We start from the raw sequence: 20,990 nt of genomic DNA on the forward strand, positions 1-20,990 counted from the left end.
GTGCGGCACATTGAGTGTTGAATCAGATCATGGATTCGAATGCCTCAGAGACCCCGAGCACATCACCCGAAACTCCTTTCCATGATCTGGACCACTACCTGGCCATCCCACGGGTCAGTGGACTAGCCCTTAGCCCGGATGGAACCCGTCTGGTCACCACTGTTTCCACGCTCAATTCCAAGGGCACGGAATACGTCACTGCCCTGTGGGAGCTTGATCCTGCCGGAAAGAAGCATGCGCGTCGGATCACGCGCAGCGCCAAGGGCGAGGCCGGAGCAACGTTTGCTGCAAATGGCGACCTCTACTTCACTTCAGCCCGACCAGACCCCGAAAGCCCCGAAGCGGAGCCGGTGAGTTCGTTGTGGCTCCTGCCGGACGACGGCGGAGAGGCCCGCGTGCTGCATTCGCGCGCGGGCGGCATCGCGAGTGTCATGGCCGCGTCGAAGGCTGGCGCGACATTCGTGACGGCTCCCGTTTTGGCGGGTTCCTCGAGCGAGGAAAACGATGAGGAGCGGCGTAAGAGCCGCAAGGACAACAAGGTATCGGCCATCCTCCACACCGGATACCCGGTCCGCTATTGGGACGCCGATCTGGGGCCCGCCCAGCCGCGCTTGTTCGCCGTCGAGGTCGCGGACGACCCTGCGGTGTCCACGAAGCCCGCAACGGTAGATGCCACGGCGCCGCTCAAGCTGCGCAACCTGACACCCGACGTCGCAGGCAACCTCCGCAACACAGAAGCCGTGGTGAGCCCGGACGGCAAGACGATTTACACGAGCATGGCCAAACCCCTAGCGAAGGCGGACTCCCGCTTTGTGCTCGCCGCGGTGGACGTGGCCTCCGGATCCATCAAGGTGCTTCTCGACAAGGAAGGAATGAGCTACTTTCCCGGGCCGGTCAGCCCTGACAACAGCACGATTGCGGTTGTCGGCGAGAGCGACAGCACGCCCGAGCAAGCTCCCAGGGTTACGCTTCACGTCTTGAACGTGGCCAGCCCCGAAACGCTGGATCTTGTGCCGTTGGCGCCAGCCTGGGACCGTTGGGGAACTCCGGCAGCCTGGCTTCCGGACGGACGCTCGCTTTTGGTTACAGCGGACGACGACGGCGCCACCCCGGTCTTCCGGGTCTCCGTCCCGGACGGTACGGTCACCAGGGTGACGCTCGATGCGGCCGCCTATACCGACGTGGTGGTTTCTCCTGACGGACTGAACGCGTTCGCACTTCGCAGTTCGTACGAATTCCCGCCGGAAGCTGTACGGATCGACCTGACGACCGGAGAAGTCGAGCGGCTCCCGGCCCCGGCCGAACGCCCGGAAATCAAGGGAAAGCTGGAACGTGTGGAAACCGTCGCCGCGGACGGCGCGCGCATTCCCGCCTTCCTGGCACTCCCTGACAGCGCGTCAGCGCAGGAACCCGCGCCTTTGCTCCTTTGGATTCACGGCGGGCCCTTGGGCTCGTGGAACGCGTGGACTTGGCGCTGGAATCCCTGGCTGCTGGTGTCGAAGGGTTACGCCGTACTGCTCCCGGATCCGGCGTTGTCCACAGGGTACGGGCAAGATTACATCCAGCGCGGGTGGGGTCAGTGGGGTAAGTCGCCGTTCACTGACTTGATGACCATCACTGACGAAGTGGTTGCGCGCCCGGATATCGACGAGGAACGGACCGCCGCCATGGGCGGATCGTTCGGTGGGTACATGGCGAATTGGGTGGCAGGGCAAACGGACCGTTTCAAGGCGATCGTGACGCACGCCAGTTTGTGGGCCTTGGACCAGTTCGGGCCCACGACGGACGCTTCGCAATACTGGCTCAAGGAAATGACCGTTGAAATGGCAATGGAGAATTCGCCGCATCTCCACGTTGGAAACATCAACACGCCCATGCTCGTAATCCACGGAGACAAGGACTACCGGGTTCCGATCGGCGAAGGATTGCGCCTTTGGTATGAGCTCCTGTCCTGCTCCGGGCTGCCTGCCGACGACACCGGGCAGACCCAGCACCGTTTCCTCTATTTCCCGGACGAAAACCACTGGATCCTGCAGCCGCAGCATGCCAAGGTCTGGTACGGCGTAGTGGAGCACTTCCTTGGCAAGCAGGTCCTTGGCCAGGACGTCGCGCTACCGGAGGACCTGGGCCTGTAACGGGGCCCTTCGTGGTCGGAGCGGGAGGGCGGCATGCTCGACATAGGATGGGGCTGTGACTTCGACGTTCAGTATCCGCCCTGCCCGCACCGGCGATGTTGCCGCGATCAAGAAGCTTGTGGCGCCGCTGGCGGAACGACGAATCCTGATGGCGAAGGAAACGGTGGCGTATTACGAGAGCCTCCAGGAATTCAAGATTGCCGAGGCCCCCGACGGCGGCGTGATAGGTTGCGGGGCCCTGCACGTCATGTGGGAGGACCTGGCGGAGGTGCGCACCTTGGCTGCCGACGGGGAATGGAGGGGCAAGGGCGTCGGCCACGCACTTGTCGAGACGCTCCTGGAGGAGGCCCGGGCCCTGGGTGTAGCGCGGGTGTTCTGCCTGACGTTCGAGGTGGATTTCTTCAAGCGCCACGGTTTTGAGGTCATGGCCGACCAGACGGCCGTGGATCCCCAGGTCTACTCGGAGCTGCTGCGCTCCCACGACGAAGGGGTAGCCGAATTCCTCGATTTGGCGAGGGTCAAGCCCAACACGTTGGGGAACACCCGCATGATCAAGTTCCTCTAGCGTCGCCCGTTTTTGGCGTGGATGAGGGCCGATACCTCTTTACCTATATCAACTCGATGGATAAAATGATTGAGGTTCGGTTGCGGCGGACCACCATCTGTGGAGGCGAGAAATGATGTACCACGTTATGTTTCCAGACTTTTCAGGTTTCCAGATAGACATGCCGCGTCATCGGGCGGCATCGGACTCGCGCAAGCAAGGCACTGGGGGTTGCATGCGCGCGGCTTGCACCGACCTTTGGCCGGAGGCCTCAGCCATCGACGCGACTCCGGAGCTCGGAACCAGCCGGATGACAGTCGGCGGGCCGCCGCGCTGACCCGCGGCAACTGATTTTCCTGAAGGGGACGGCCATTTTAGGCCGTCCCCTTCGCGTATTTTGGGGAGGCCCTTGCCGATGCAGTCCGCGTGGTGGGCCCACGTTTTCCACATAGGGAAGCCTCTACTACCGTGGCGGTGGAGCAGGTAGTAGGGTCAAATCACCTGCCAGAAACTCCCCAGGAGTACGCCATGAAAAAGCTGATCAATGATCCCCGAGCGGTGGTGGAGGAGTCTGTCGAAGGTTTCGGCATGGCCCACGCCGACCTCGTCGATGTCCACACGGATCCCATCTTCGTTGTCCGCAAAGGCGCTCCGGTGGCCGGCAAAGTAGCGCTGGTTTCCGGGGGCGGAAGCGGCCACGAGCCTCTTCACGCCGGCTTTGTTGGACATGGAATGCTCGACGCCGCCGTGCCGGGTGCCGTCTTCACCTCACCTACCCCGGACCAGATCATTCCGGCCACCACGGCGGTCGACTCGGGGGCCGGCGTCGTCCACATCGTGAAGAACTACACAGGGGACGTCTTGAACTTCGAGACGGCCGCGGAGATGGCCCAGGCCGAGGGTGTCAGCGTCCGCTCCGTCCTTGTCAACGATGACGTTGCGGTTGAGGACTCCCTGTACACCGCCGGTAGGCGAGGCGTAGGTGGAACCGTGCTCGTGGAGAAAATCGCGGGGGCGGCCGCTGAACGTGGTGATTCGTTGGACGCCGTCGCTGGCGTTGCCGAAGGAGTGGTTCGCAATGTGCGCACCATGGGCGTCGCTTTGTCAGGCTGCATAGTGCCGCACGCAGGGGTCCCCAGCTTTGAGCTTGCCGAGGACGAGATCGAAATCGGCATCGGGATCCACGGGGAGCCCGGTCGGCACAAGATCCCCATGGAGGACGCCGACGGCATTACGAGCCGCTTGCTCGATCCCGTCCTTGAGGACCTCGGGATCAAATCCGGAGAGCAGGTTCTGCTGTTCGTCAACGGGATGGGCGGAACGCCGCTCAGCGAGCTCTACATTGTGTACCGGAGGGCGGCGCAGATCCTTGGCGAAAGGGGAGCCAAAGTGGAGCGCTCCCTGGTGGGGAACTACGTGACGTCCTTGGAAATGCAAGGCTGCTCCATCTCGGTTCTGCGCCTCGACGACGAACTGACGGCCCTCTGGGATGCGCCCGTCCATACGCCGGCCCTGCGATGGGGGATGTGACTGTGGCACTGGGGGTCGACTGGGCAATCCAATGGCTGACGCTCTCAGCGAAGGTCATGTCAGAGCATCGGGCTGAACTGATCGAGTTGGACCGGGCGATCGGCGACTCCGACCACGGCGAAAACATGGATCGCGGGTTCCAGGCCGTCTTGGACAAGCTGGCCCAGTCTCCTCCCGAAACGCCGGGAGCGGCGTTGAAGCTGGCCGCCATGGCCCTGATGTCGAAGGTTGGTGGAGCCGCCGGTCCGCTGTACGGGACGGCCTACCTCCGTGCCGCCACGGCGCTGGGGGACAGTGCCGAAATCGATGCCGCGGCGCTCGCGGAAGCGTTGACTGCGGCACGGGACGGAATCGTCGCTCGTGGCAAAGCGGAACTGGGCGACAAAACAATGGTGGACGCTTGGTCCCCGGCGGTGAACGCTGCGGGAGAGGTTCTCGCCGAGGGGGGAGACGCCGTCGAGGTACTGGCTGCGGCTGCGGAGGCCGCTGAAGTAGGGGCAGTTACAACTGATCCCCTGGTCGCTCGAAAGGGGCGGGCAAGCTACCTCGGAGAACGCAGTGCGGGCCACCGCGACCCTGGGGCGGCCTCAACGGCTTTGCTGTTGCGTGCGGCCGCCACTGCCGCTGGCTTCCCTGAAGGGCCTGCTGAATGACGGTGGGTTTGGTAGTGGTCTCGCATAGCCGGAAGCTTGCCGAAGGTTCAGTGGAATTGGCTGCGCAAATGGCCCCGGACGTGAAGTTCTATCCGGTGGGCGGCACGGACGATGACCGGATTGGCACGGACCTTGAGAAAGCCATGGCCGCGTTCGAAGCCGGCCTTGAAGAGACTTCCGGGGACGGACTGGTGGTCTTGGCTGATCTTGGTTCTGCCGTTATGACGGCAGAATCCGCTCTCGAGTTTTGCAGCGAGCCGGACAAGGTGCTCCTCGCGGATGCTCCGCTCGTTGAAGGCTTGGTAGCCGCGGCGGTGGCCGCGCAAGGCGGTTCGTCCGCGGCCGAGGTCAAGCTGGCTGCTGAGTCCGTGCGGTTCGGTCCGGAGCCGTTGGGCACTGCGGAGGACTCCCAAGGAAGGGGAGAACCCGAAGACAGCGGGGTATTCGAACTCATCAACCCCATGGGAATGCACGCAAGGCCGGCCGCGAAAATAGCCGGGGGACTGGCCGGGCTGGACGTCGAAGCCACGGTGAACGGCGTTGACGGAACCTCGATCATGGAACTCATGAGCCTCGCGGTTGGCCAGGGCGGCAAGGTCAGAGTCGAGGCATGGGGCAAGGACTCGTCGAAAGCCGTGGACTACGTCCGCCGTCTCGTTGAAGAGGGGTTCGGCGAGCTCTGAGGTTGGTGAGCTCTGAGGCCGTCATGGGCTGGGACCGCAGGCCACCCGGGCCTACTGCTGGCGCAGTCCCATGGCATCCAGCAAGAGGCTCGCGGTGATGGTGGCCGGGCATTGGCCTCCCCAAGGCTGCGCAACGGTGGGCGTGAAGTCCAGGGCGCGGGTGGGCAGGGGAGTGCCGTCGGCGGCAGTTCCCGTTACTTCGGCTTGAATGGGCGAAGCCGTCAGGGAACCCATTTGCAGGTATCCGTACTTGGTGCCGTCGGGCGATGCCACCGATGAACACGCTCCGGCAGGTTGTGGCGTGCACGAGGCGGGGACGGATACGCTGCCCGAGCGCATCTTCAGGTCTGCTTCGTGGCATTTGCCGTCTTGGCAGGCCTTCAAATGCACTGCTTTGACGCTCGGAACGTAGCTGGCGGTAAGGGTCAACGACACTACGGGAGCTGCGGCGATCGCCGGGCATGCCGTGACCTGAGGCTGGCACCCCGAACCGAGCGCCGCCGTCGAGATCAACGCGACGGCGAACCAGAACCTGCGCATACTTGAGCGTATTCCTGCCGCAGGCAACCGGAATGCCGCGCAGGGAAGTGGCAGGCACATCGTTACCGATGTCCACTGAGAGTTGCAGCGTCGCGACCTCGGAAGCCGATTAACGGAAGCTCAGGCCGGGAGGCGCAGGCCGCCGTCGTGCATTTCTGCCAAACCGTCGCGCACAAGGCCCTCGAGGGCGCGTTCCAGCTGCTCGGGAGGGAAGTTCAAGCGATGCAGGGCGGCCAGCGGCACGGCCGCTCCGGCGGCCGCGAAGCCAAGATCCATCGCAGGACGTTCGAGCCACTCCGGCGCTACCGGCGAATCGGCGACACGCAGCACGGCCATGACGGCACCCCGGAGTTGCCGGTCCGTGCCGTGCCACGCCTGGCCCTTCGGCGTGTATGTGGGCGGAGGCTCGCCGGCCGCGAGCCACGCGCAGGACTCGCGGACCGGGCAGTCCGAACATTTAGGGGAACGGGCCGTGCACACGAGCGCTCCGAGCTCCATGACGGAAGCGTTCCAACGGACGGATAACTCGATATCGTCCGGCATGAGGGAGTCGGCAAGGCGCATCTCCGAGGCCGTCAGCGACGGCGCAGGCAGAGCCAGACCCGAAATGAGCCGGGCATGCACACGCCTGATGTTCGTATCCACCACTGTCTCGCGTTGGCCGAACGCGAAGGCAGCCACTGCCGCCGCCGTGTAGTCCCCGACGCCGGGAAGTCCCAGGAGTTCGGCATGGGTGCCCGGCACCTTGCCGCCGTGCTTTTCCACGATCGCGACGGCGGCTGCGTGGAGCCTGAGCGCGCGGCGCGGATAACCAAGCCTGCCCCAATGCCTGACGGCTTCCCCCGAAGGTTCCTTGGCGAGGTCCGCCGGTTCCGGCCAGCGTTCCATCCAGTCTTCCCAGACCGGAAGGACGCGGACCACGGGCGTTTGTTGAAGCATTACTTCGCTGACCAGGATTCCCCATGGGCTGCAGTCCGGTGACCGCCAGGGCAGCACCCGGGCGGTTTCGGCGAACCAGCTCCGCATGGCGAGATGCAGGTCCGCGAGGGGGCGGGTGCCGGGAGGTTCTGCGGCGCCTGGCAATGACATGGGTTTCCTCGTCGGGGGTTTGTGGTGGGCCTTCATAGCGGCCGATTCCTGCCATCAACTGTAGTTGAGGCGATGCGGGATGGCGGACGTCATACTGGCTCGATCTGGTCCGGGCGGCGTGGTGTGGCGCGAACCCGGCCGGGTGTTGCCTAGCCTAGAAGAATGGTCAACAAGGGCAAGCAACCGCCACAGGCGCGCAATTCGCCGTCGGCAGGTTCTGTCCGGCCTGCCGGCACAAGTGGCAGGAGCGCTGCGGGCAAGCCGCAACGGCGACGGCCGAGCCCGGCCGTGTACCGGCGTCGGAGGCTTGTGGTTTTTGGGGGCCTCCTGGTGATCGTCGCGATGCTGGTGGCCGGAATCGTCGCGGTTGGTTCATCTTTCGCTGGCAAAGCAGACACCGGTGCGTCGAGGAACCAAGCACTCGCAACAGCCACAGCCGCGGCGGCTCCCCTCACCACCCCAACGGCCATCAGCACAACGACGCCTCCGCCAACCCCGGTTTGCGACCTCAACCTCGTTACCGTCACGGCGTCCACCGACCAGCCCTCTTACACCGCAGGCCAGAACCCGGTTCTCAGCATGAAAATAACCAACAGCGGAACTGCTCCCTGCGAGGTCAATGTGGGGACGTCGCAGATGGAGTTCCTGGTGATGAGCGGTGAAGACCGGATCTTCTCCTCAAAGGACTGCCAAGCGAAGAGTGAGGACCTCGTGAAGCAGATCGATCCCGGCAAGAGCGAAATCGCCAACTTCCCGTGGCAACGCAACCGGACCGTCGAGGGCTGCGGTGTTGTCGCGGCCAAGCCCGGCAACGGGGTGTACACCTTCAAAGCTGTGCTGGGAAACAAAGCCAGCTCCAAGGCGGTCTTCCAGCTCGGCTAGCTGGAGCTTCCAGTGGATGCTAAAGGAATCTGTCCAGGAGGCTGGCTTCGGCCATGCGGCTGAGGCCTTCGCGCACGGTCCGGGCGCGTTGGTCGCCGATGCCGTCAACTGTCATGAGGTCCTCAATGGTGGCTGCCATCAAATTCTGGAGCCCGCCGAAGTGGTCCACCAGGCGGTCGGCCACGGCTTTCGGAACTGACTTCAGCCCGGACAGGAGACGGTATCCGCGGGGCTGCACTCCGGCGTCGAGCACGTCCAGCCCACCCGCGAAACCGATGATGCCAGCGATCTTTCCCAAATCGATCAGTTCCGTGGGACCAAGTTCAAGGAGGGCCTGGACAGCGGCGTCGATCTCGTCCGGGGACGCGTCCGCACCGGCGTAGTCACGGATGATCACGTCGCTGCCCGGACCGCCCATGGTGAGCTCTTCCAACTGCAGCGAAAGCAAACGGCCGTCCTCGCCCAATTCCAGGACATACTGGGCGATTTCCTCGGCGATACGCCGGACCATTTCCTGGCGCTGGAGGGTGACCGCGACGTCCCTGACGGTAACCATCGCTTCGATCTCGAGCGCGGAAAGGGAACTTGTCACCTGGTCCAGGCGGGCACTGTACCGTTCCAGGGTGGCGAGGGCCTGGTTGGCCCGGGCCAGGACCTTTTCGGAGCCCTCGAGCACGTGCCGCAAACCGTTCACGTAGAGGGCGATGATCTGCATCGACTGGCTCACCGAAATCACCGGGACGCCGGTCTGGATGGCCACGCGCTCGGCTGTCCTGTGGCGGGTCCCGGATTCCTGGGTTTCGATGCTGGAATCCGGCACGAGCTGGACGGCGGCGCGAAGAATGTTCCCGGCGTCTTTGTCGCAAACAATGGCGCCGTCCATTTTGGCGAGTTCGCGAAGGCGCGTCGGGGAAAACTCGATTCCGATTTCAAAACCGCCGGAGCAAATGGACTCGACTGTCCGGTCCGTTCCAAGCACAATCAAGGCACCGGTCCGCCCGCGGAGAATGCGTTCCAAACCATCCCGCAGTGGCGTTCCAGGGGCCACCCTGCCCAGAGTCGCCTTGAGCGATTCTTCAGGGCTCCGAGCCATAGGTGTTCCCTTCAAAGGTGCAGGCAGGCGCGCCTGCGAATTATGCCGGTTTCCAGCAATGAGCCGACAGGATCAAAGTACTAAGTTTCCTGCAAGCTCAATGATAGAGGTATAGACCGGCAACAACCGCAAAGGCAAGCCTTAAAGTGCCCCAATGAAGCCATTGTATGAAGTAGTTAAAAACACGTTCGACGGCGGATACCGGACTCGCCGTTTTAGCGTCGGTATCCGTGCGCTCACGAAGCCATCCGGCGCCGGGCGAGCTGCTCCAGGTCGAGACGAACACTCATGAGGGCAGCTTCCCGTGATTGACTGCCGCCGGCGTCGCCGCGCTTTTGATTCGAAGCGGAATGGCTCCGCCGCGGAGCGGACCTGTCGCTATTCCTTGTTTCCGGTGGCACCGACGTTGACGTGAAGGTGCCAAGGGGATCGAAAAACAAGCCATTTCCGAGTGTCATTAGTGATCCTTTCGTGACATCACCGGCGAAATCGGCGATTTCTTTGGTGGATGCCTCAACGCGGTCCGGAATTGCAGTTCAACTCGCAATGCCAAACTATCCAGAGGTGATTTCCGAGGTTTGTGCACCGCGTTTCATTCCTGTTAAACGGACACTTCCCATTACCTGCCCCCGGCGCGGGGTCCCTGACTGGGATAAACTTGGTACCTTGGCTGGCGCGCAAAGGTGCCGCTCCCTGAGTTGGCTTCCGGTCAACGTGGTGCCCCGCCACCAGCCTCCACTCCACGCACGACCCGCCGTTTTTCAATGCGGGCAACGTCCAGATCGCAGCGAAAGTAGCACCGTGTCCCAAGACGTCCTGAGCCCCGCCCGAGTCCAGGAGATTCACCACCAGGCCAACCGGCGCCGGACGTTCGCCGTCATTTCGCACCCTGACGCCGGCAAGTCCACGCTGACTGAAGCCCTCGCGCTCCACGCCAAGGTCATCGGCACCGCGGGCGCGTCGAGCGGCAAGGCGAACCGCAAGGAAACCGTGTCCGACTGGATGCAGATGGAGAAGGACCGCGGCATTTCCATCAGTTCCGCGGCGTTGCAGTTCTCCTACCGGGACACCGTGATCAACCTCCTGGACACCCCGGGCCACGCCGACTTCTCCGAAGACACCTACCGGGTCCTCGCCGCCGTCGACTGCGCGGTCATGCTCGTGGACGCCGCGAAGGGCCTGGAAACCCAGACGATGAAGCTGTTCGAGGTCTGCAAGCAGCGCAACCTGCCGATCATCACGGTCATCAACAAATGGGACCGGCCAGGCTTGGACGCGCTCGCATTGATGGACGAAATCACGGAGCGGACCGGCCTGCAGCCAATGCCGTTGACGTGGGCCGTGGGCATCTCGGGCGATTTCCGCGGCGTCTGGGACCTGCGCAACGACCGCTTCGCGCAGTTCGCCCGCAACAATGCCGGCGCGAGCATCGCCCTCACCGAGTACTTCACCCCGGACGAAGCAGCGCAAACCCAAGGCAGCAACTGGAGCGACGCCGTCGACGAAGCCGGGCTGGTCATCGAATCGAACCAGGAATTCAACGTGGAAAGCTTCCACGCCGGCACCGCAACGCCCATCCTCTTCAGCTCGGCGGCCCTGAACTTCGGCGTCAAGGAACTCCTCGACGCTTTGGTGGACTTCGCGCCGCCCGCAGCGCCGCGCCCCGATATCGACGGCGAGGCCCGCGCGGTCGATGCCCCGTTCGCTGGATTTGTCTTCAAGGTCCAAGCCGGGATGAACAAGGCACACCGCGACCATGTGGCATTCATCCGGGTATGCTCGGGCGTGTTTGAACGCGGAATGGTGGTGACGCAGACCCGCACCGGGAAGTCCTTCGCAACCAAGTACGCGCAGCAGGTCTTCGGCCGTGAACGCGAAGTCATTGACGAGGCTTACCCGGGCGACGTCGTCGGGCTGGTGAATGCCTCATCCCTGCGCGTGGGGGACAGCCTGTTCCTCGACGAGCCAGTGGAATTCCCCGCCATTCCGCTCTTCGCGCCCGAACATTTCCAAGTAGCCAGGTCCCAGGACCCCAGCCGGTTCAAGCAATTCCGCCGCGGCATCGAACAGCTCGAACACGAAGGCGTCATCCAGGTGCTCCGCTCCGACGTCCGCGGCGATCAAGCGCCGGTGCTCGCCGCCGTCGGGCCCATGCAGTTTGAAGTGGTGGAGGACCGCATGGCCCACGACTTCAACGCCCCCATGCGCTTGGAGCGCCTCCCGTACTCGATGGCCAGGATCTCGACGGCGGATGCGATGCCGACGCTCGCGAACGTACCTGGCGCCGAGGTGCTGTTAAGGTCCGACGGCGAATACCTTGCCTTGTTCAACGACATTTGGGCGCTGCGCAGGATCGAGAAGAACCACCCGGACCTGACGTTGCTTCCGATCGGTACCCACAACCCCGCGAAGTAATCCACTTTCCGCGAAGCAACCCCTCGCCCAGGAGTCCCCTCCGAGCATGTCCGTTGTACGAGCCAAGGAGTGGACATAGTGGTGTTATGTCCACTCCTTGGCTTGAGCAGGGCGCATGCTCGGTGGTGGGGTGGGTCGAGAGGGGAACATGTCCAGTGGTGGGGTCGGCTTAGCTGACCCAGGGAACCATGGAGCAAAGGTCTTGTCCGGCGAGGAGCGCTCCGAACACGATTCCAACCACGGCCTCTTCCGGTCACTCAACAAAGCGGCCGGCCCGACACTCCGGGGCCATCCAGCCCTTACGCGATGAGGAGTTCCAAGGCTTCGGCCAGGTGTCCTACCTCGCGGACCGAGAAGCCCTCGGGGACAGGGCCCGGGCCGTTGGGGCTTGCCGGGACGATGGCGTGGGTGAATCCAAGTCGCTGGGCTTCGTGGATGCGTTGGTTGATTCCGGGTACCGGACGGACTTCGCCTGCCAGGCCAACTTCGCCGAATGCAATCAGTCTCTGCGGCAGCGCCTTGCGGGACTTTGCGGACGCCACGGCGAGTGCCACTGCGAGGTCCGTAGCTGGTTCGCCAAGTTTCACCCCTCCAACGGTGGCCACATAGGAATCGTCCTTGTGCAAAACGCAGCCTGCACGCTGCTGGAGCACGGCCAGGAGCATGGCCACGCGCGAACTGTCCAAGCCACTGGTCGCCCGCCGCGGCTGTGAGCTGGCGCTTTCGGCCAGCAGGGACTGGACTTCGGCCAGGAGGGGCCGGCGACCTTCCATGGTCACGGTGATGCAGGTACCGGAGACCGGCTCGCGCGTCCGCGAGACAAAGAGGCCACTGGGATCGGCAAGGCCCTCGATCCCGGCCTCGTTGAGGTCGAAACAGCCGACGTCGTCCGTGGCCCCGTAACGGTTCTTGACCGCTCGAAGCAGCCGGAGCCGGGAGTGGCGCTCGCCTTCGAACTGGCACACGACGTCAACCAAGTGCTCCAAAAGGCGCGGTCCGGCAATGGAGCCGTCTTTGGTCACGTGGCCCACCAGGAGCGTGGTCATGTTGCGGCGTTTCGCGGCCGCGATGATGGATGCGGCGACTTCGCGCACTTGGGAGACCCCGCCCGCGCTGCCTTCGACGTCGGCGCTGCTGAGGGTTTGCACCGAGTCCACAATCAGGAGCTTCGGTTCAAGCTTCTCCACTTGCCCGAGCGCCTGTCCGAGGTCCGTCTCCGCCGAGAGATAAAGGGTGTGCGCGACGGCGTCGATCCGTTCCGCGCGCAGCTTGACCTGGGCGGCCGATTCCTCGCCCGTCACGTACAAGACGTCTTGGCCCGTGCGCGCGAACTTAGCGGCGACATCCAGCAGCAAGGTGGACTTCCCGACGCCCGGCTCTCCGGCCAGGAGGATGACGGCGCCCGGAACCAGGCCGCCGCCCAGGACCCGGTCCAGTTCGTCGACGCCGGTGGGCAGGAAAGCGGCCGTGGTGCCATCTACTTCGGCAATTCGGCGAGCCGGCTCCAGGACTGTTGTTGCCGCCGTCGTACGCGCAACGACGGTTCCCGTTTCTTCTACCGTGCCCCAGGCTTGGCACTCACCGCAGCGCCCCACCCACTTGACGGTTGTCCAGCCGCATTCGGCGCATTTGTACGCGGGCGTCTTGGAGGTGCGTGAGGTCTTGGAAGCCATGGGTACAAGATTATTCGAGGGGTACTACAGCCAAGGAGCGCACGCCGGGACGACCCACCAGAATCCCGATCAGTCTTGCAGGGGAGGCAGGATGTCGCGGGCTTCCTTGGGATCCATGCCGGCGGCCTCGAGCAAGTCCACCATCAGCGGGCGGAACAGCATGACGACTGTTTCACCCTCGAGCTTCTGAACGTGGAGCATTTTGGGATGCAGCCGGGTGGCAATGTCCGAGAGGTCCTGCCGGGCACCGCGCATGTGTGCGCGACGGGCGCCGTCGTGGACTTCCGCGAGCCCCAGCGATAATTCTTCGACGGCGGCGGACGTGTCCTGCAGGACTTCGGAGATGCTGTCCGTCGCTTCGTCGGTCAGCGCCGCGTGGTTGATGGCGCTCGTTAGCCTTCGGGCGAAGACCCGGCTGTTTCGCAAGGCGAGGTCGATGGAATCCAGGGAATCCGCGAGCTTGGCCAGTTCGTCGCGATGCCGCCGATACGCGGGGGCGAGCGTGGCAACCTCGCCGGAGGCCCTGAGCGATTGGCGCATCCGGTCCACGAGTGGTTGGCAGTTCCGTCCGCGGATCAGGGCATGCCAGGCCTGCGTCGAGTCGCTGTGAACAAGTGCGCTGGCGCATTCACGGAGTACTTCGGACAGCTCATGGAGGAGCTTCCGGACGTCTTTTCGGGGTTCCTGCCGGGGATCCCTGGGGACAAGCATCGTCATCAGGAGGGCGAAAGAGCCGCCCACCACGGCGTCGATGCTGCGCGTGAACGGACCGCCGGCAGGGGCCGGCAGCAGCACCACGAGGAGGGACTGCAATCCCAATTGGGTGGTGAAGATGTTTCCGCTGTCCAGGAACCGGGCGAGCAGGATGGAGAAAAGGAGAACGAGGGCGGCCTGCGGGATCCCGGTACCGAGCCAATGGAGGAGGAGATCGCCCACCACGATGCCAAGCGTGCAGCCGAGGCCGACTTCCACGACCCGGCGCAGGCGCGGGTCCCGGGAGAAGCCAAGTGCGATCAACGATGATGTCGCGGCGAAGAGCGGTCCGGTGTGTCCCAGGATGTATTCGGCGAAGGCGTAGGCGCCCACAGCGCACACGGTCATCTGGACGGCCGGGACGATCGAATTCCTGCTGCGGACAAGACCGGTGCGCAGCCGTGCTCGGACGAATTTCTTGCTTGCTGAAAGTCCTAGCGGGGCGGCCATAGCCTCAAGTCTATTCAGCGGTGGCCCGGGCAAACCGGTCTCGTTGCCGGCCGCTGTGAAATCGGAAAAGTGAGAGTCGTCACTTAAGCCCCCGACGGCGGTCAAGCGCAAGAGCGACGCCGCATATGTAATCCAATGGTCCGCACTCGTTCACCTGCCGTTTACTTTGGACCGCCGATTCCGTTACCTGCGGCTCATACCGTCGATCAAGGTACAAAAACGTACGCAAATCTTCCGTCCGCCGACCATCTCCCTCGGCGCGCATCAGAGAATCCCTGGAAGGGGTACATCCAAGTGAAGGCAACTCGCTTCGGCCGCAATGCGGCAATTGCGGTCCTCGCAGTCGGCGCCCTTGCGCTGTCTGCTTGCGGTTCCGACAACGCAACCAACGCTCCGGCAGCATCGCAGACTGCCACGGGCCCCAAGGTCACCGGTACGCTCACCGGCGTCGGCGCCACGTCGACCAGCGCGGCCATGGACTCGTGGAAGGCCGCCTTTGCTTCCGCCAACCCGGGCGCGACCGTGCAGTACTCCCCGGATGGTTCCGGCGCAGGCCGCAAGGCCATCATTGACGGCTCGGCCCAGTTCGCCGGCTCGGACGCCTACCTGACCGACGCCGAGCTCGCCAGCTCCAAGACCAAGTGCGGCCCCGACGGCGCCATCAACATCCCGGTCTACGTGTCTCCGATCGCAGTGGCGTTCAACATCCCGAACGTCAAGGACCTGAAGCTCGACGCAACCACGGTAGCCAAGATCTTCCGCGGCCAGATCACCAACTGGAATGACCCCGCGATTGCCGCGATGAACGCCGGCGTTACGCTTCCGGACCTCAAGATCACCCCGGTGCACCGTTCCGACGACTCCGGCACCACGCAGAACTTCACTGACTACCTGGCAGCCGCTGCGCCGTCTGTCTGGACCGACAAGGCTGCCGGCCTTTGGCCTGCAGCCCTGGGCGGCGAAAACGCCAAGGGAACTTCCGGCGTCGTCAAGACCGTCACTGACACCCCGGGTGCCGTGGTTTACGCTGACGACTCCGCAGTGTCCGGCAAGCTCGGCACCGCACAGATCAAGGTCGGCTCGGACTTCGTGAAGATCTCCGCGGACGCGGCCGCAAAGGCTGTTGAACTCGGCAAGCCGGTTGCAGGCCGTCCCGCGAGCGACCTCTCCATCAAGCTTGACCGCACCACCACGGACTCCACGGCCTACCCGGTAGTGCTCGTTTCCTACCACGTGGTCTGCAGCACGTACGACTCGCAGGCAACCGCCGACCTCGTCAAGGCTTTCGAAAGCTACGTAGTCTCCGACGCCGGGCAGCAGGCTGCTGCCAGCGCCGCCAAGTCAGCTCCGCTCTCCAAGGCCCTGCAGGACAAGGCCAAGGCTGCTGTCGCCTCCATCAAGGCCAAGGCCTAAGGACCACAACGGAGCAGGGGTGCGGCCAAGCGCGGCACTCCTGCCCTGAATACCGAGGTTCCCCGTCCCGGGCTGGTGAAACATCACCGGACGGGGCGGGGAACTTGGCCATTTTGAACGAATCTGAAGGAACGTGAAGTGACCGCCAATTCATTGACCACTTCCCAAGGTGCCGGACGCGCCGGGGACAAGGTCTTCTCCGGAGCCACGCTGGCCGCGGGGTGCCTGATCCTCCTGGTGCTCTTCGGCGTCGCGCTCTTCCTCGTTGTGCAGGCCATTCCCGCACTCGTGGCTTCCCCCGCGGACATCCAGGGCGGCCAAGGCTTCTTCCCGTACATCTGGCCGATCGTGGTGGGCACGCTGATCGCCGCCGCCATCGCGTTGGTTATCGCGACCCCCATCGCCATCGGCGTCGCACTATTCATTTCGCACTACGCGCCACGCAAGCTCGCCTCGAGCCTGGGCTACGTGGTTGACCTCCTCGCAGCCATTCCTTCAGTGGTTTACGGCGCCTGGGGCGCGGCGTTCCTGTCCCAGCAAATCTCGCCGGCCTACAGCTGGCTCGCCGCCAACATGGGCTGGCTGCCGATTTTCCAAGGCCCCGCCTCTGCGACCGGCAAGACCATCCTGACGGCCGGCATCGTCCTTTCCGTCATGGTGCTGCCCATCATTACCTCCCTCTCGCGGGAAATCTTCCTCCAGACGCCCAAGCTCCACGAGGAAGCGGCACTTGCCCTTGGCGCGACGCGCTGGGAAATGATCAAGATGGCGGTCATCCCGTTCGGACGCCCGGGCATCGTCAGCGCCGTTATGTTGGGCCTTGGACGCGCTCTCGGCGAGACCATGGCCGTGGCCCTGGTCCTCTCTTCCGGCGCATTGACCGCGAGCCTCATCCAAAGCGGCAACCAGACCATCGCCGCGGAAATCGCCCTGAACTTCCCTGAAGCCAGCGGCATCAAGGTCAACACCTTGATCGCTGCCGGCCTGGTCTTGTTCGTCATCACGCTGGGTGTCAACATGATTGCACGCTGGATCGTTACCCGGCACAAAGAATTCTCGGGAGCCAACTAATGACTGTCACAGCCCCCGTTGCGCGCAAGCGCTCTGCCCTCACCAAGGGCCAGTTGCCCGCCTTCGCGCCGTACATCGTCTTGGCCGTGGCCCTGGTGCTCGGTGCTGCGATCCTTGCCCTGATCGGCTTCAACGCCTTCGGTTGGGGCCTGGTCTCCGCCGTCTTGTTCACCATCGGCCTGGTCGCGTGGAGCGGCGCCGTTGAAGGTGGGCGCAAGGCCAAGGACAAGCTCGCAACCTGCCTGGTGGTCGGTTCGTTCCTGATCGCCCTGCTTCCGCTCGTTTCGGTGATCTGGACCGTGCTTGTCAACGGACTTCCGGGCATCATTACCCCGGGCTTCCTGACGACCTCCATGAACGGCGTTACCGGTTCCTTCGACAACAAGAGCGTCGACGACGGCACCAAGGTGCTCGGCGGTATCTACCACGCGCTCATTGGCACCGTCCAAATCACTCTCCTGGCCAGCGTCATCTCCGTGCCTGTGGGTTTGCTGACGGCTATCTACCTGGTTGAATACGGCAACGACCGGGCCCTTGCCCGCGCCATCACCTTCTTCGTGGACGTCATGACCGGCATCCCCTCGATCGTCGCAGGCCTCTTCTCGGCGGCATTCTTCTTCGCCCTGGTAGGTCCCGGCACCAAAACCGGTGCGGTTGCCGCCGTCGCGCTTTCCGTCCTCATGATCCCGGTAGTGGTGCGCTCAAGCGAGGAAATGCTCAAGATCGTCCCGAACGAACTCCGCGAAGCCGCTTACGCGCTTGGCGTCCGCAAGTGGCGCACCATCATCAAGGTGGTCATCCCGACGGCGATCTCCGGTATCGCGTCCGGTGTCACCTTGGCGATCGCCCGCGTGATCGGCGAAACCGCACCCATCCTGGTGACCGCCGGCTTCGCCACCACCATCAACAACAACGTGTTCGGCGGCTGGATGGCCTCATTGCCCACGTTCATCTACACCCAGATCCTCAACCCGACGTCGCCGTCCAACCCGGGGCCGTCGAGCCAGCGGGCATGGGGCGCGGCGCTCGTCCTGATCATCCTGGTAATGCTCCTGAACCTCGGCGCCCGGCTGATCGCCCGGATCTTCGCCCCCAAGACCGGCCGTTGAGCCGCCAGGCCATCTGCAAACTTCCAACCACAGCACCGAAGGAACACCATGTCTAAGCGGATCGACGTCAAAGATCTGAACGTCTACTACGGCAACTTCCTGGCCGTTGAAGGCGTCAACATCAACATCGAAGCCAAATCGGTGACGGCGTTCATCGGCCCGTCCGGTTGTGGCAAGTCAACGTTTCTGCGCACCCTGAACCGCATGCACGAGGTACTGCCCGGCGCCCGTGTGGAGGGTGAAGTGCTGCTCGACGGCGACAACCTCTACGGACCCGGCGTGGACCCGGTGACGGTCCGCGCCCAGGTTGGCATGGTCTTCCAGCGGCCGAACCCGTTCCCCACCATGTCCATCCGCGACAACGTGCTGGCCGGCGTGAAGCTGAACAACAAGAAGATCACCAAGGGCGCGGCTGACGCCCTCGTTGAAAAGTCCCTGCGCGGCGCCAACCTGTGGAACGAAGTCAAGGACCGCCTCGAAAAGCCCGGTTCCGGCCTCTCCGGCGGCCAGCAGCAGCGCCTCTGCATCGCCCGTGCGATCGCCGTGGAACCGCAGGTCATCCTCATGGACGAGCCGTGCTCCGCGCTCGACCCGATCTCCACCCTTGCCGTCGAAGACCTCATCAACGAGCTCAAGGACGAATACACCGTGGTGATCGTGACCCACAACATGCAGCAAGCCGCCCGCGTGTCCGACAAGACGGCGTTCTTCAACATCGCCGGCACCGGCAAGCCGGGCAAGCTCATCGAATTCGCGGACACCACGACAATTTTCAACAACCCGTCGCAGAAGGCCACCGAAGACTACGTCTCCGGCCGCTTCGGATAAGCCCCACCGCCCCCCTCGCCTCGCAAGCTCGGCCAGGGAACCCTGGCGGCGTGGGCCCACCCACGACCCCCTCGCCTCGCAAGCTCGGCCAGGGAACCCTGGCGGCGTGGGCCCACCCACGACCCCCTCGCCTCGCAAGCTCGGCCAGGGAACCCTGGCGCCGTGGGCCCACCCACCGCCCCCCTCGCCTCGCAAGCTCGGCCAGGGAACCCTGGCGGCGTGGGCCCAGCAAAGGGAGCCCGACGGCGGCAGTCACCTTGGTGCGACTGCCGCCGTCGGGCTTTTGCGTGCCTCAGCCTTGTTTCGTCAGCGGCGAGAGCGCGAGCTGGAGGACGAATGCCACGGCGGCGGTGACGATCGGCGTCAGTACCCAGAAGCCCAGGATACGCAGCACCATGGGGCGGTTGGTGACCGAAAAATTCTGGTTGGTTCCGGCCCCGAGCACCGCAGAGGTGACGGTGTGCGTAGTGGACAACGGCAGATGGAGGCCGATCGCGCCCACGAACAGCATGAGCGAGGTCAGGCTCTGAGCCACGAAACCGCGCAATGGATCCACCCTGGTCAGCTTGTAACCGAGCGTGTAGGAAATGCGCCAGCCGCCGCAAAGCGTGCCCGCGGTCAGCATGCCGGCCGTGAGGAGGATGATCCAGACGGGGATTTCGCCGTGGCCGGATACCCCGGCGGCGACCGCACCGAGCAACAGTACAGCCACTGTTCGCTGGCCATCCTGAAGGCCATGCCCCAAGGCCACGGCTGCGGCCGAAACGGACTGGGCGTGGCGGTACCGGCCGTGCATGACGTCGGGCTGTGTGTAACGCGCGGCCCAAGTCACTGGCCACACGAGCAGGTACGCGCCGACGAAAGCGATGATCGGGGACACCACGAGGGGGAGCACCACTTGGCCCAGAAACACGCTATCTGCGCCGTTGACGGGGCTGCCGCCAGTGACCACGCTTGACGCCCCCGCGCCGACCAAGCCGCCCACCAATGCGTGCGTCGAGGAAAGCGGGACCCCGCGCCACCATGCATAAACGCCCCACAGGATCGCGCCAACGAGCGCAGAAATAAGTATGCTCAGCCCACCCGTTCCGGACGGCAGGACCACCCAGGCTTGCCCGAAAATGAGCGCGAATCCGCCGCTGAGCAGGACGCCGGCAAAATTGAAAACGGCCGCCAAAACGACGGCTACGGAAGGTGTAAGGGCGCGGGTCCGGACGGAGAGGGCGACGGCGGTGGAGACATCCCGGAAGCCATTGAGGAACGCAAAGCCTGAGGCCAAGGCCACCACCAAGGCGAAGAACCCTATCGCCACCTCATGCTTCCTTGACGATGATGCTGCCAACCTGGGTGGCAACGCGGCGCATGTCCTTGGTCACGTCGACCAGTTGGTTTGCGACATCCCGGTTCCGCGAAAACTGGGTGGTCTTCATATCACGAAGCATTTCGGCCACCCACGTCCGGTGGCTGCGCTCCGCACGCTTCGCGAGCCGCATGACCTCGATCCAGTAGTCCTCGAGCTCGTCCAAGTCGTCGAGTTGGCGCATTGCGTCCACCGTGAGCTCGGCCTGGCGGCTGATGATTTCCAACTGGTCCGCGGCGCGCTTCGGCAATCGGTCCAATTTGTAGAGCGCCACGAGCTCGCCCGCGGCATCGAGCTTCTCCATCGCCTCGTTGAGGAAGCGGGAAAGTGCGTACATGTCCTCGCGGGGCAGCGGGTTCACGAAGCTCGTGCGCATATGTGTCAGCAACGCGAAGTGGAGGTCCGTGGACTTCGCTTCGTGCTCGTGCAGTTCCTCCACGAGCCTCTCGTGCTCGGTGACCGGAGCCCCGAAAAGTTCCGACAACGTCCCGGTTGCCTCAAGAATCTGGCGAGCCATCTGCGACAACAGTTGCAACCCGGCGGGTTCTTGGGGGAAGAGACGCAGCTTCATTTGGCTTCCGGGTTAGGCGGGAGGAACGGGGTTGGGCGGCGTCTTCGCCGAAGGGCATGAAAATGGTGCCGAACCGGATACGCCTCTCGGCGGTAGGCCGCTCGAAGCGGCTATAAGTTGAAGCCCGGGGGTTTCGCGGTTCGACACCAGTTTCAGTTTTATACGTCGGCCCGGTGAAGTCAACATTGACAGCTGGCC

At 64.0% G+C, this 20,990-nt stretch carries 18 protein-coding genes; 11 read left to right on the forward strand and 7 right to left on the reverse strand.

The genetic code is table 11. The features are described 5' to 3' along the window. Nucleotides 1–29 precede the first annotated feature (29 nt). From ABCW42_RS00615 to dhaM, 5 genes are all read left to right on the forward strand, one after another. Entirely contained in the window at nt 30–2,135 is a 2,106-nt protein-coding gene (locus ABCW42_RS00615) for a prolyl oligopeptidase family serine peptidase (protein WP_423183056.1), read from the forward strand. Between the two features lie 55 nt (nt 2,136–2,190). Continuing rightward, nucleotides 2,191–2,700 (forward strand): amino-acid N-acetyltransferase, encoded by a 510-nt coding sequence (locus ABCW42_RS00620; protein WP_133203504.1) that lies wholly within the window; start codon nt 2,191–2,193, stop codon nt 2,698–2,700. Between the two features lie 507 nt (nt 2,701–3,207). Then, nucleotides 3,208–4,209, forward strand: a complete 1,002-nt coding sequence (gene dhaK / locus ABCW42_RS00625) for a dihydroxyacetone kinase subunit DhaK (RefSeq protein ID WP_423183057.1) — start codon at nt 3,208–3,210, stop codon at nt 4,207–4,209. 2 nt (nt 4,210–4,211) lie between these two features. Then, the gene (gene dhaL / locus ABCW42_RS00630; protein ID WP_423184759.1) at nt 4,212–4,862 is read left to right on the forward strand and encodes a dihydroxyacetone kinase subunit DhaL; all 651 of its coding nucleotides are present in this window, start codon (nt 4,212–4,214) and stop codon (nt 4,860–4,862) included. After that, nucleotides 4,859–5,545, forward strand: coding sequence for a dihydroxyacetone kinase phosphoryl donor subunit DhaM (dhaM, locus tag ABCW42_RS00635; protein ID WP_423183058.1), 687 nt, complete (start codon nt 4,859–4,861; stop codon nt 5,543–5,545). Before dhaL ends, dhaM begins: the two co-directional genes overlap by 4 nt. A 51-nt stretch (nt 5,546–5,596) precedes the next feature. On the opposite strand, the gene ABCW42_RS00640 is transcribed toward dhaM, so the two are convergent. Further along, nucleotides 5,597–6,085, reverse strand: coding sequence for a hypothetical protein (locus ABCW42_RS00640; protein ID WP_423183059.1), 489 nt, complete (start codon nt 6,083–6,085; stop codon nt 5,597–5,599). A gap of 120 nt (nt 6,086–6,205) precedes the next feature. Next, nucleotides 6,206–7,174: an A/G-specific adenine glycosylase gene (locus ABCW42_RS00645; RefSeq protein WP_423183060.1), complete on the reverse strand. Its 969-nt coding sequence runs from the start codon at nt 7,172–7,174 to the stop codon at nt 6,206–6,208. 162 nt (nt 7,175–7,336) lie between these two features. Here ABCW42_RS00645 and ABCW42_RS00650 point away from each other — a divergent pair, with 162 nt between their 5' ends. Beyond that, nucleotides 7,337–8,056: a hypothetical protein gene (locus ABCW42_RS00650; RefSeq protein WP_423183061.1), complete on the forward strand. Its 720-nt coding sequence runs from the start codon at nt 7,337–7,339 to the stop codon at nt 8,054–8,056. A gap of 19 nt (nt 8,057–8,075) precedes the next feature. Here the strand turns inward: ABCW42_RS00650 and disA are convergent, their stop codons facing one another. Continuing rightward, a complete protein-coding gene (disA, locus tag ABCW42_RS00655) occupies nt 8,076–9,149 on the reverse strand; it encodes a DNA integrity scanning diadenylate cyclase DisA (RefSeq protein ID WP_423183062.1) in 1,074 nt (357 codons plus the stop codon). Between the two features lie 801 nt (nt 9,150–9,950). Between disA and ABCW42_RS00660 the strand changes: the two genes are divergently transcribed. Further along, a complete protein-coding gene (locus ABCW42_RS00660; protein ID WP_423183063.1) occupies nt 9,951–11,564 on the forward strand; it encodes a peptide chain release factor 3 in 1,614 nt (537 codons plus the stop codon). A gap of 299 nt (nt 11,565–11,863) precedes the next feature. On the opposite strand, the gene radA is transcribed toward ABCW42_RS00660, so the two are convergent. Both radA and ABCW42_RS00670 read right to left on the reverse strand, forming a co-directional pair. Then, nucleotides 11,864–13,237 carry a DNA repair protein RadA gene (gene radA / locus ABCW42_RS00665; protein WP_423183064.1) on the reverse strand — a complete coding sequence of 458 codons (1,374 nt, stop codon included), beginning with the start codon at nt 13,235–13,237 and terminating at the stop codon, nt 11,864–11,866. A gap of 69 nt (nt 13,238–13,306) precedes the next feature. Further along, entirely contained in the window at nt 13,307–14,440 is a 1,134-nt protein-coding gene (locus ABCW42_RS00670; RefSeq protein ID WP_423183065.1) for an FUSC family protein, read from the reverse strand. Between the two features lie 294 nt (nt 14,441–14,734). Here ABCW42_RS00670 and pstS point away from each other — a divergent pair, with 294 nt between their 5' ends. The 4 genes from pstS (at nt 14,735) to pstB (ending at nt 18,861) form a co-directional block, all read left to right on the forward strand. Beyond that, a complete protein-coding gene (gene pstS, locus ABCW42_RS00675; protein WP_423183066.1) occupies nt 14,735–15,853 on the forward strand; it encodes a phosphate ABC transporter substrate-binding protein PstS in 1,119 nt (372 codons plus the stop codon). Between the two features lie 138 nt (nt 15,854–15,991). Further along, a complete protein-coding gene (gene pstC, locus ABCW42_RS00680) occupies nt 15,992–16,924 on the forward strand; it encodes a phosphate ABC transporter permease subunit PstC (RefSeq protein ID WP_423183067.1) in 933 nt (310 codons plus the stop codon). Then, nucleotides 16,924–18,033 carry a phosphate ABC transporter permease PstA gene (pstA, locus tag ABCW42_RS00685; protein ID WP_423183068.1) on the forward strand — a complete coding sequence of 370 codons (1,110 nt, stop codon included), beginning with the start codon at nt 16,924–16,926 and terminating at the stop codon, nt 18,031–18,033. Before pstC ends, pstA begins: the two co-directional genes overlap by 1 nt. Nucleotides 18,034–18,081: 48 nt before the next feature. Next, entirely contained in the window at nt 18,082–18,861 is a 780-nt protein-coding gene (gene pstB / locus ABCW42_RS00690) for a phosphate ABC transporter ATP-binding protein PstB (protein WP_423183069.1), read from the forward strand. Nucleotides 18,862–19,153: 292 nt separating this feature from the next. Here pstB and ABCW42_RS00695 read toward each other — a convergent pair whose 3' ends face one another. After that, nucleotides 19,154–20,173 carry an inorganic phosphate transporter gene (locus ABCW42_RS00695; protein ID WP_423183070.1) on the reverse strand — a complete coding sequence of 340 codons (1,020 nt, stop codon included), beginning with the start codon at nt 20,171–20,173 and terminating at the stop codon, nt 19,154–19,156. A gap of 1 nt (nt 20,174) precedes the next feature. Next, nucleotides 20,175–20,792, reverse strand: a complete 618-nt coding sequence (locus ABCW42_RS00700) for a DUF47 domain-containing protein (RefSeq protein ID WP_133203488.1) — start codon at nt 20,790–20,792, stop codon at nt 20,175–20,177. Nucleotides 20,793–20,990 lie beyond the last annotated feature (198 nt).

Source organism: Arthrobacter sp. NyZ413, from assembly GCF_049390645.1.
GTDB lineage: Bacteria > Actinomycetota > Actinomycetes > Actinomycetales > Micrococcaceae > Arthrobacter.

Excerpts from the sequence above, each read along its gene's own strand:
- ABCW42_RS00615 (WP_423183056.1), top strand. The coding sequence starts at position 30 with ATGGATTCGAATGCCTCAGAGACCCCGAGCACATCACCCGAAACTCCT.
- dhaK (WP_423183057.1), top strand. The coding sequence starts at position 3,208 with ATGAAAAAGCTGATCAATGATCCCCGAGCGGTGGTGGAGGAGTCTGTC.
- dhaM (WP_423183058.1), top strand. The coding sequence starts at position 4,859 with ATGACGGTGGGTTTGGTAGTGGTCTCGCATAGCCGGAAGCTTGCCGAA.
- ABCW42_RS00640 (WP_423183059.1), bottom strand. The coding sequence starts at position 6,085 with ATGCGCAGGTTCTGGTTCGCCGTCGCGTTGATCTCGACGGCGGCGCTC.
- ABCW42_RS00645 (WP_423183060.1), bottom strand. The coding sequence starts at position 7,174 with ATGTCATTGCCAGGCGCCGCAGAACCTCCCGGCACCCGCCCCCTCGCG.
- ABCW42_RS00650 (WP_423183061.1), top strand. The coding sequence starts at position 7,337 with ATGGTCAACAAGGGCAAGCAACCGCCACAGGCGCGCAATTCGCCGTCG.
- disA (WP_423183062.1), bottom strand. The coding sequence starts at position 9,149 with ATGGCTCGGAGCCCTGAAGAATCGCTCAAGGCGACTCTGGGCAGGGTG.
- radA (WP_423183064.1), bottom strand. The coding sequence starts at position 13,237 with ATGGCTTCCAAGACCTCACGCACCTCCAAGACGCCCGCGTACAAATGC.
- ABCW42_RS00670 (WP_423183065.1), bottom strand. The coding sequence starts at position 14,440 with ATGGCCGCCCCGCTAGGACTTTCAGCAAGCAAGAAATTCGTCCGAGCA.
- pstA (WP_423183068.1), top strand. The coding sequence starts at position 16,924 with ATGACTGTCACAGCCCCCGTTGCGCGCAAGCGCTCTGCCCTCACCAAG.
- pstB (WP_423183069.1), top strand. The coding sequence starts at position 18,082 with ATGTCTAAGCGGATCGACGTCAAAGATCTGAACGTCTACTACGGCAAC.
- ABCW42_RS00700 (WP_133203488.1), bottom strand. The coding sequence starts at position 20,792 with ATGAAGCTGCGTCTCTTCCCCCAAGAACCCGCCGGGTTGCAACTGTTG.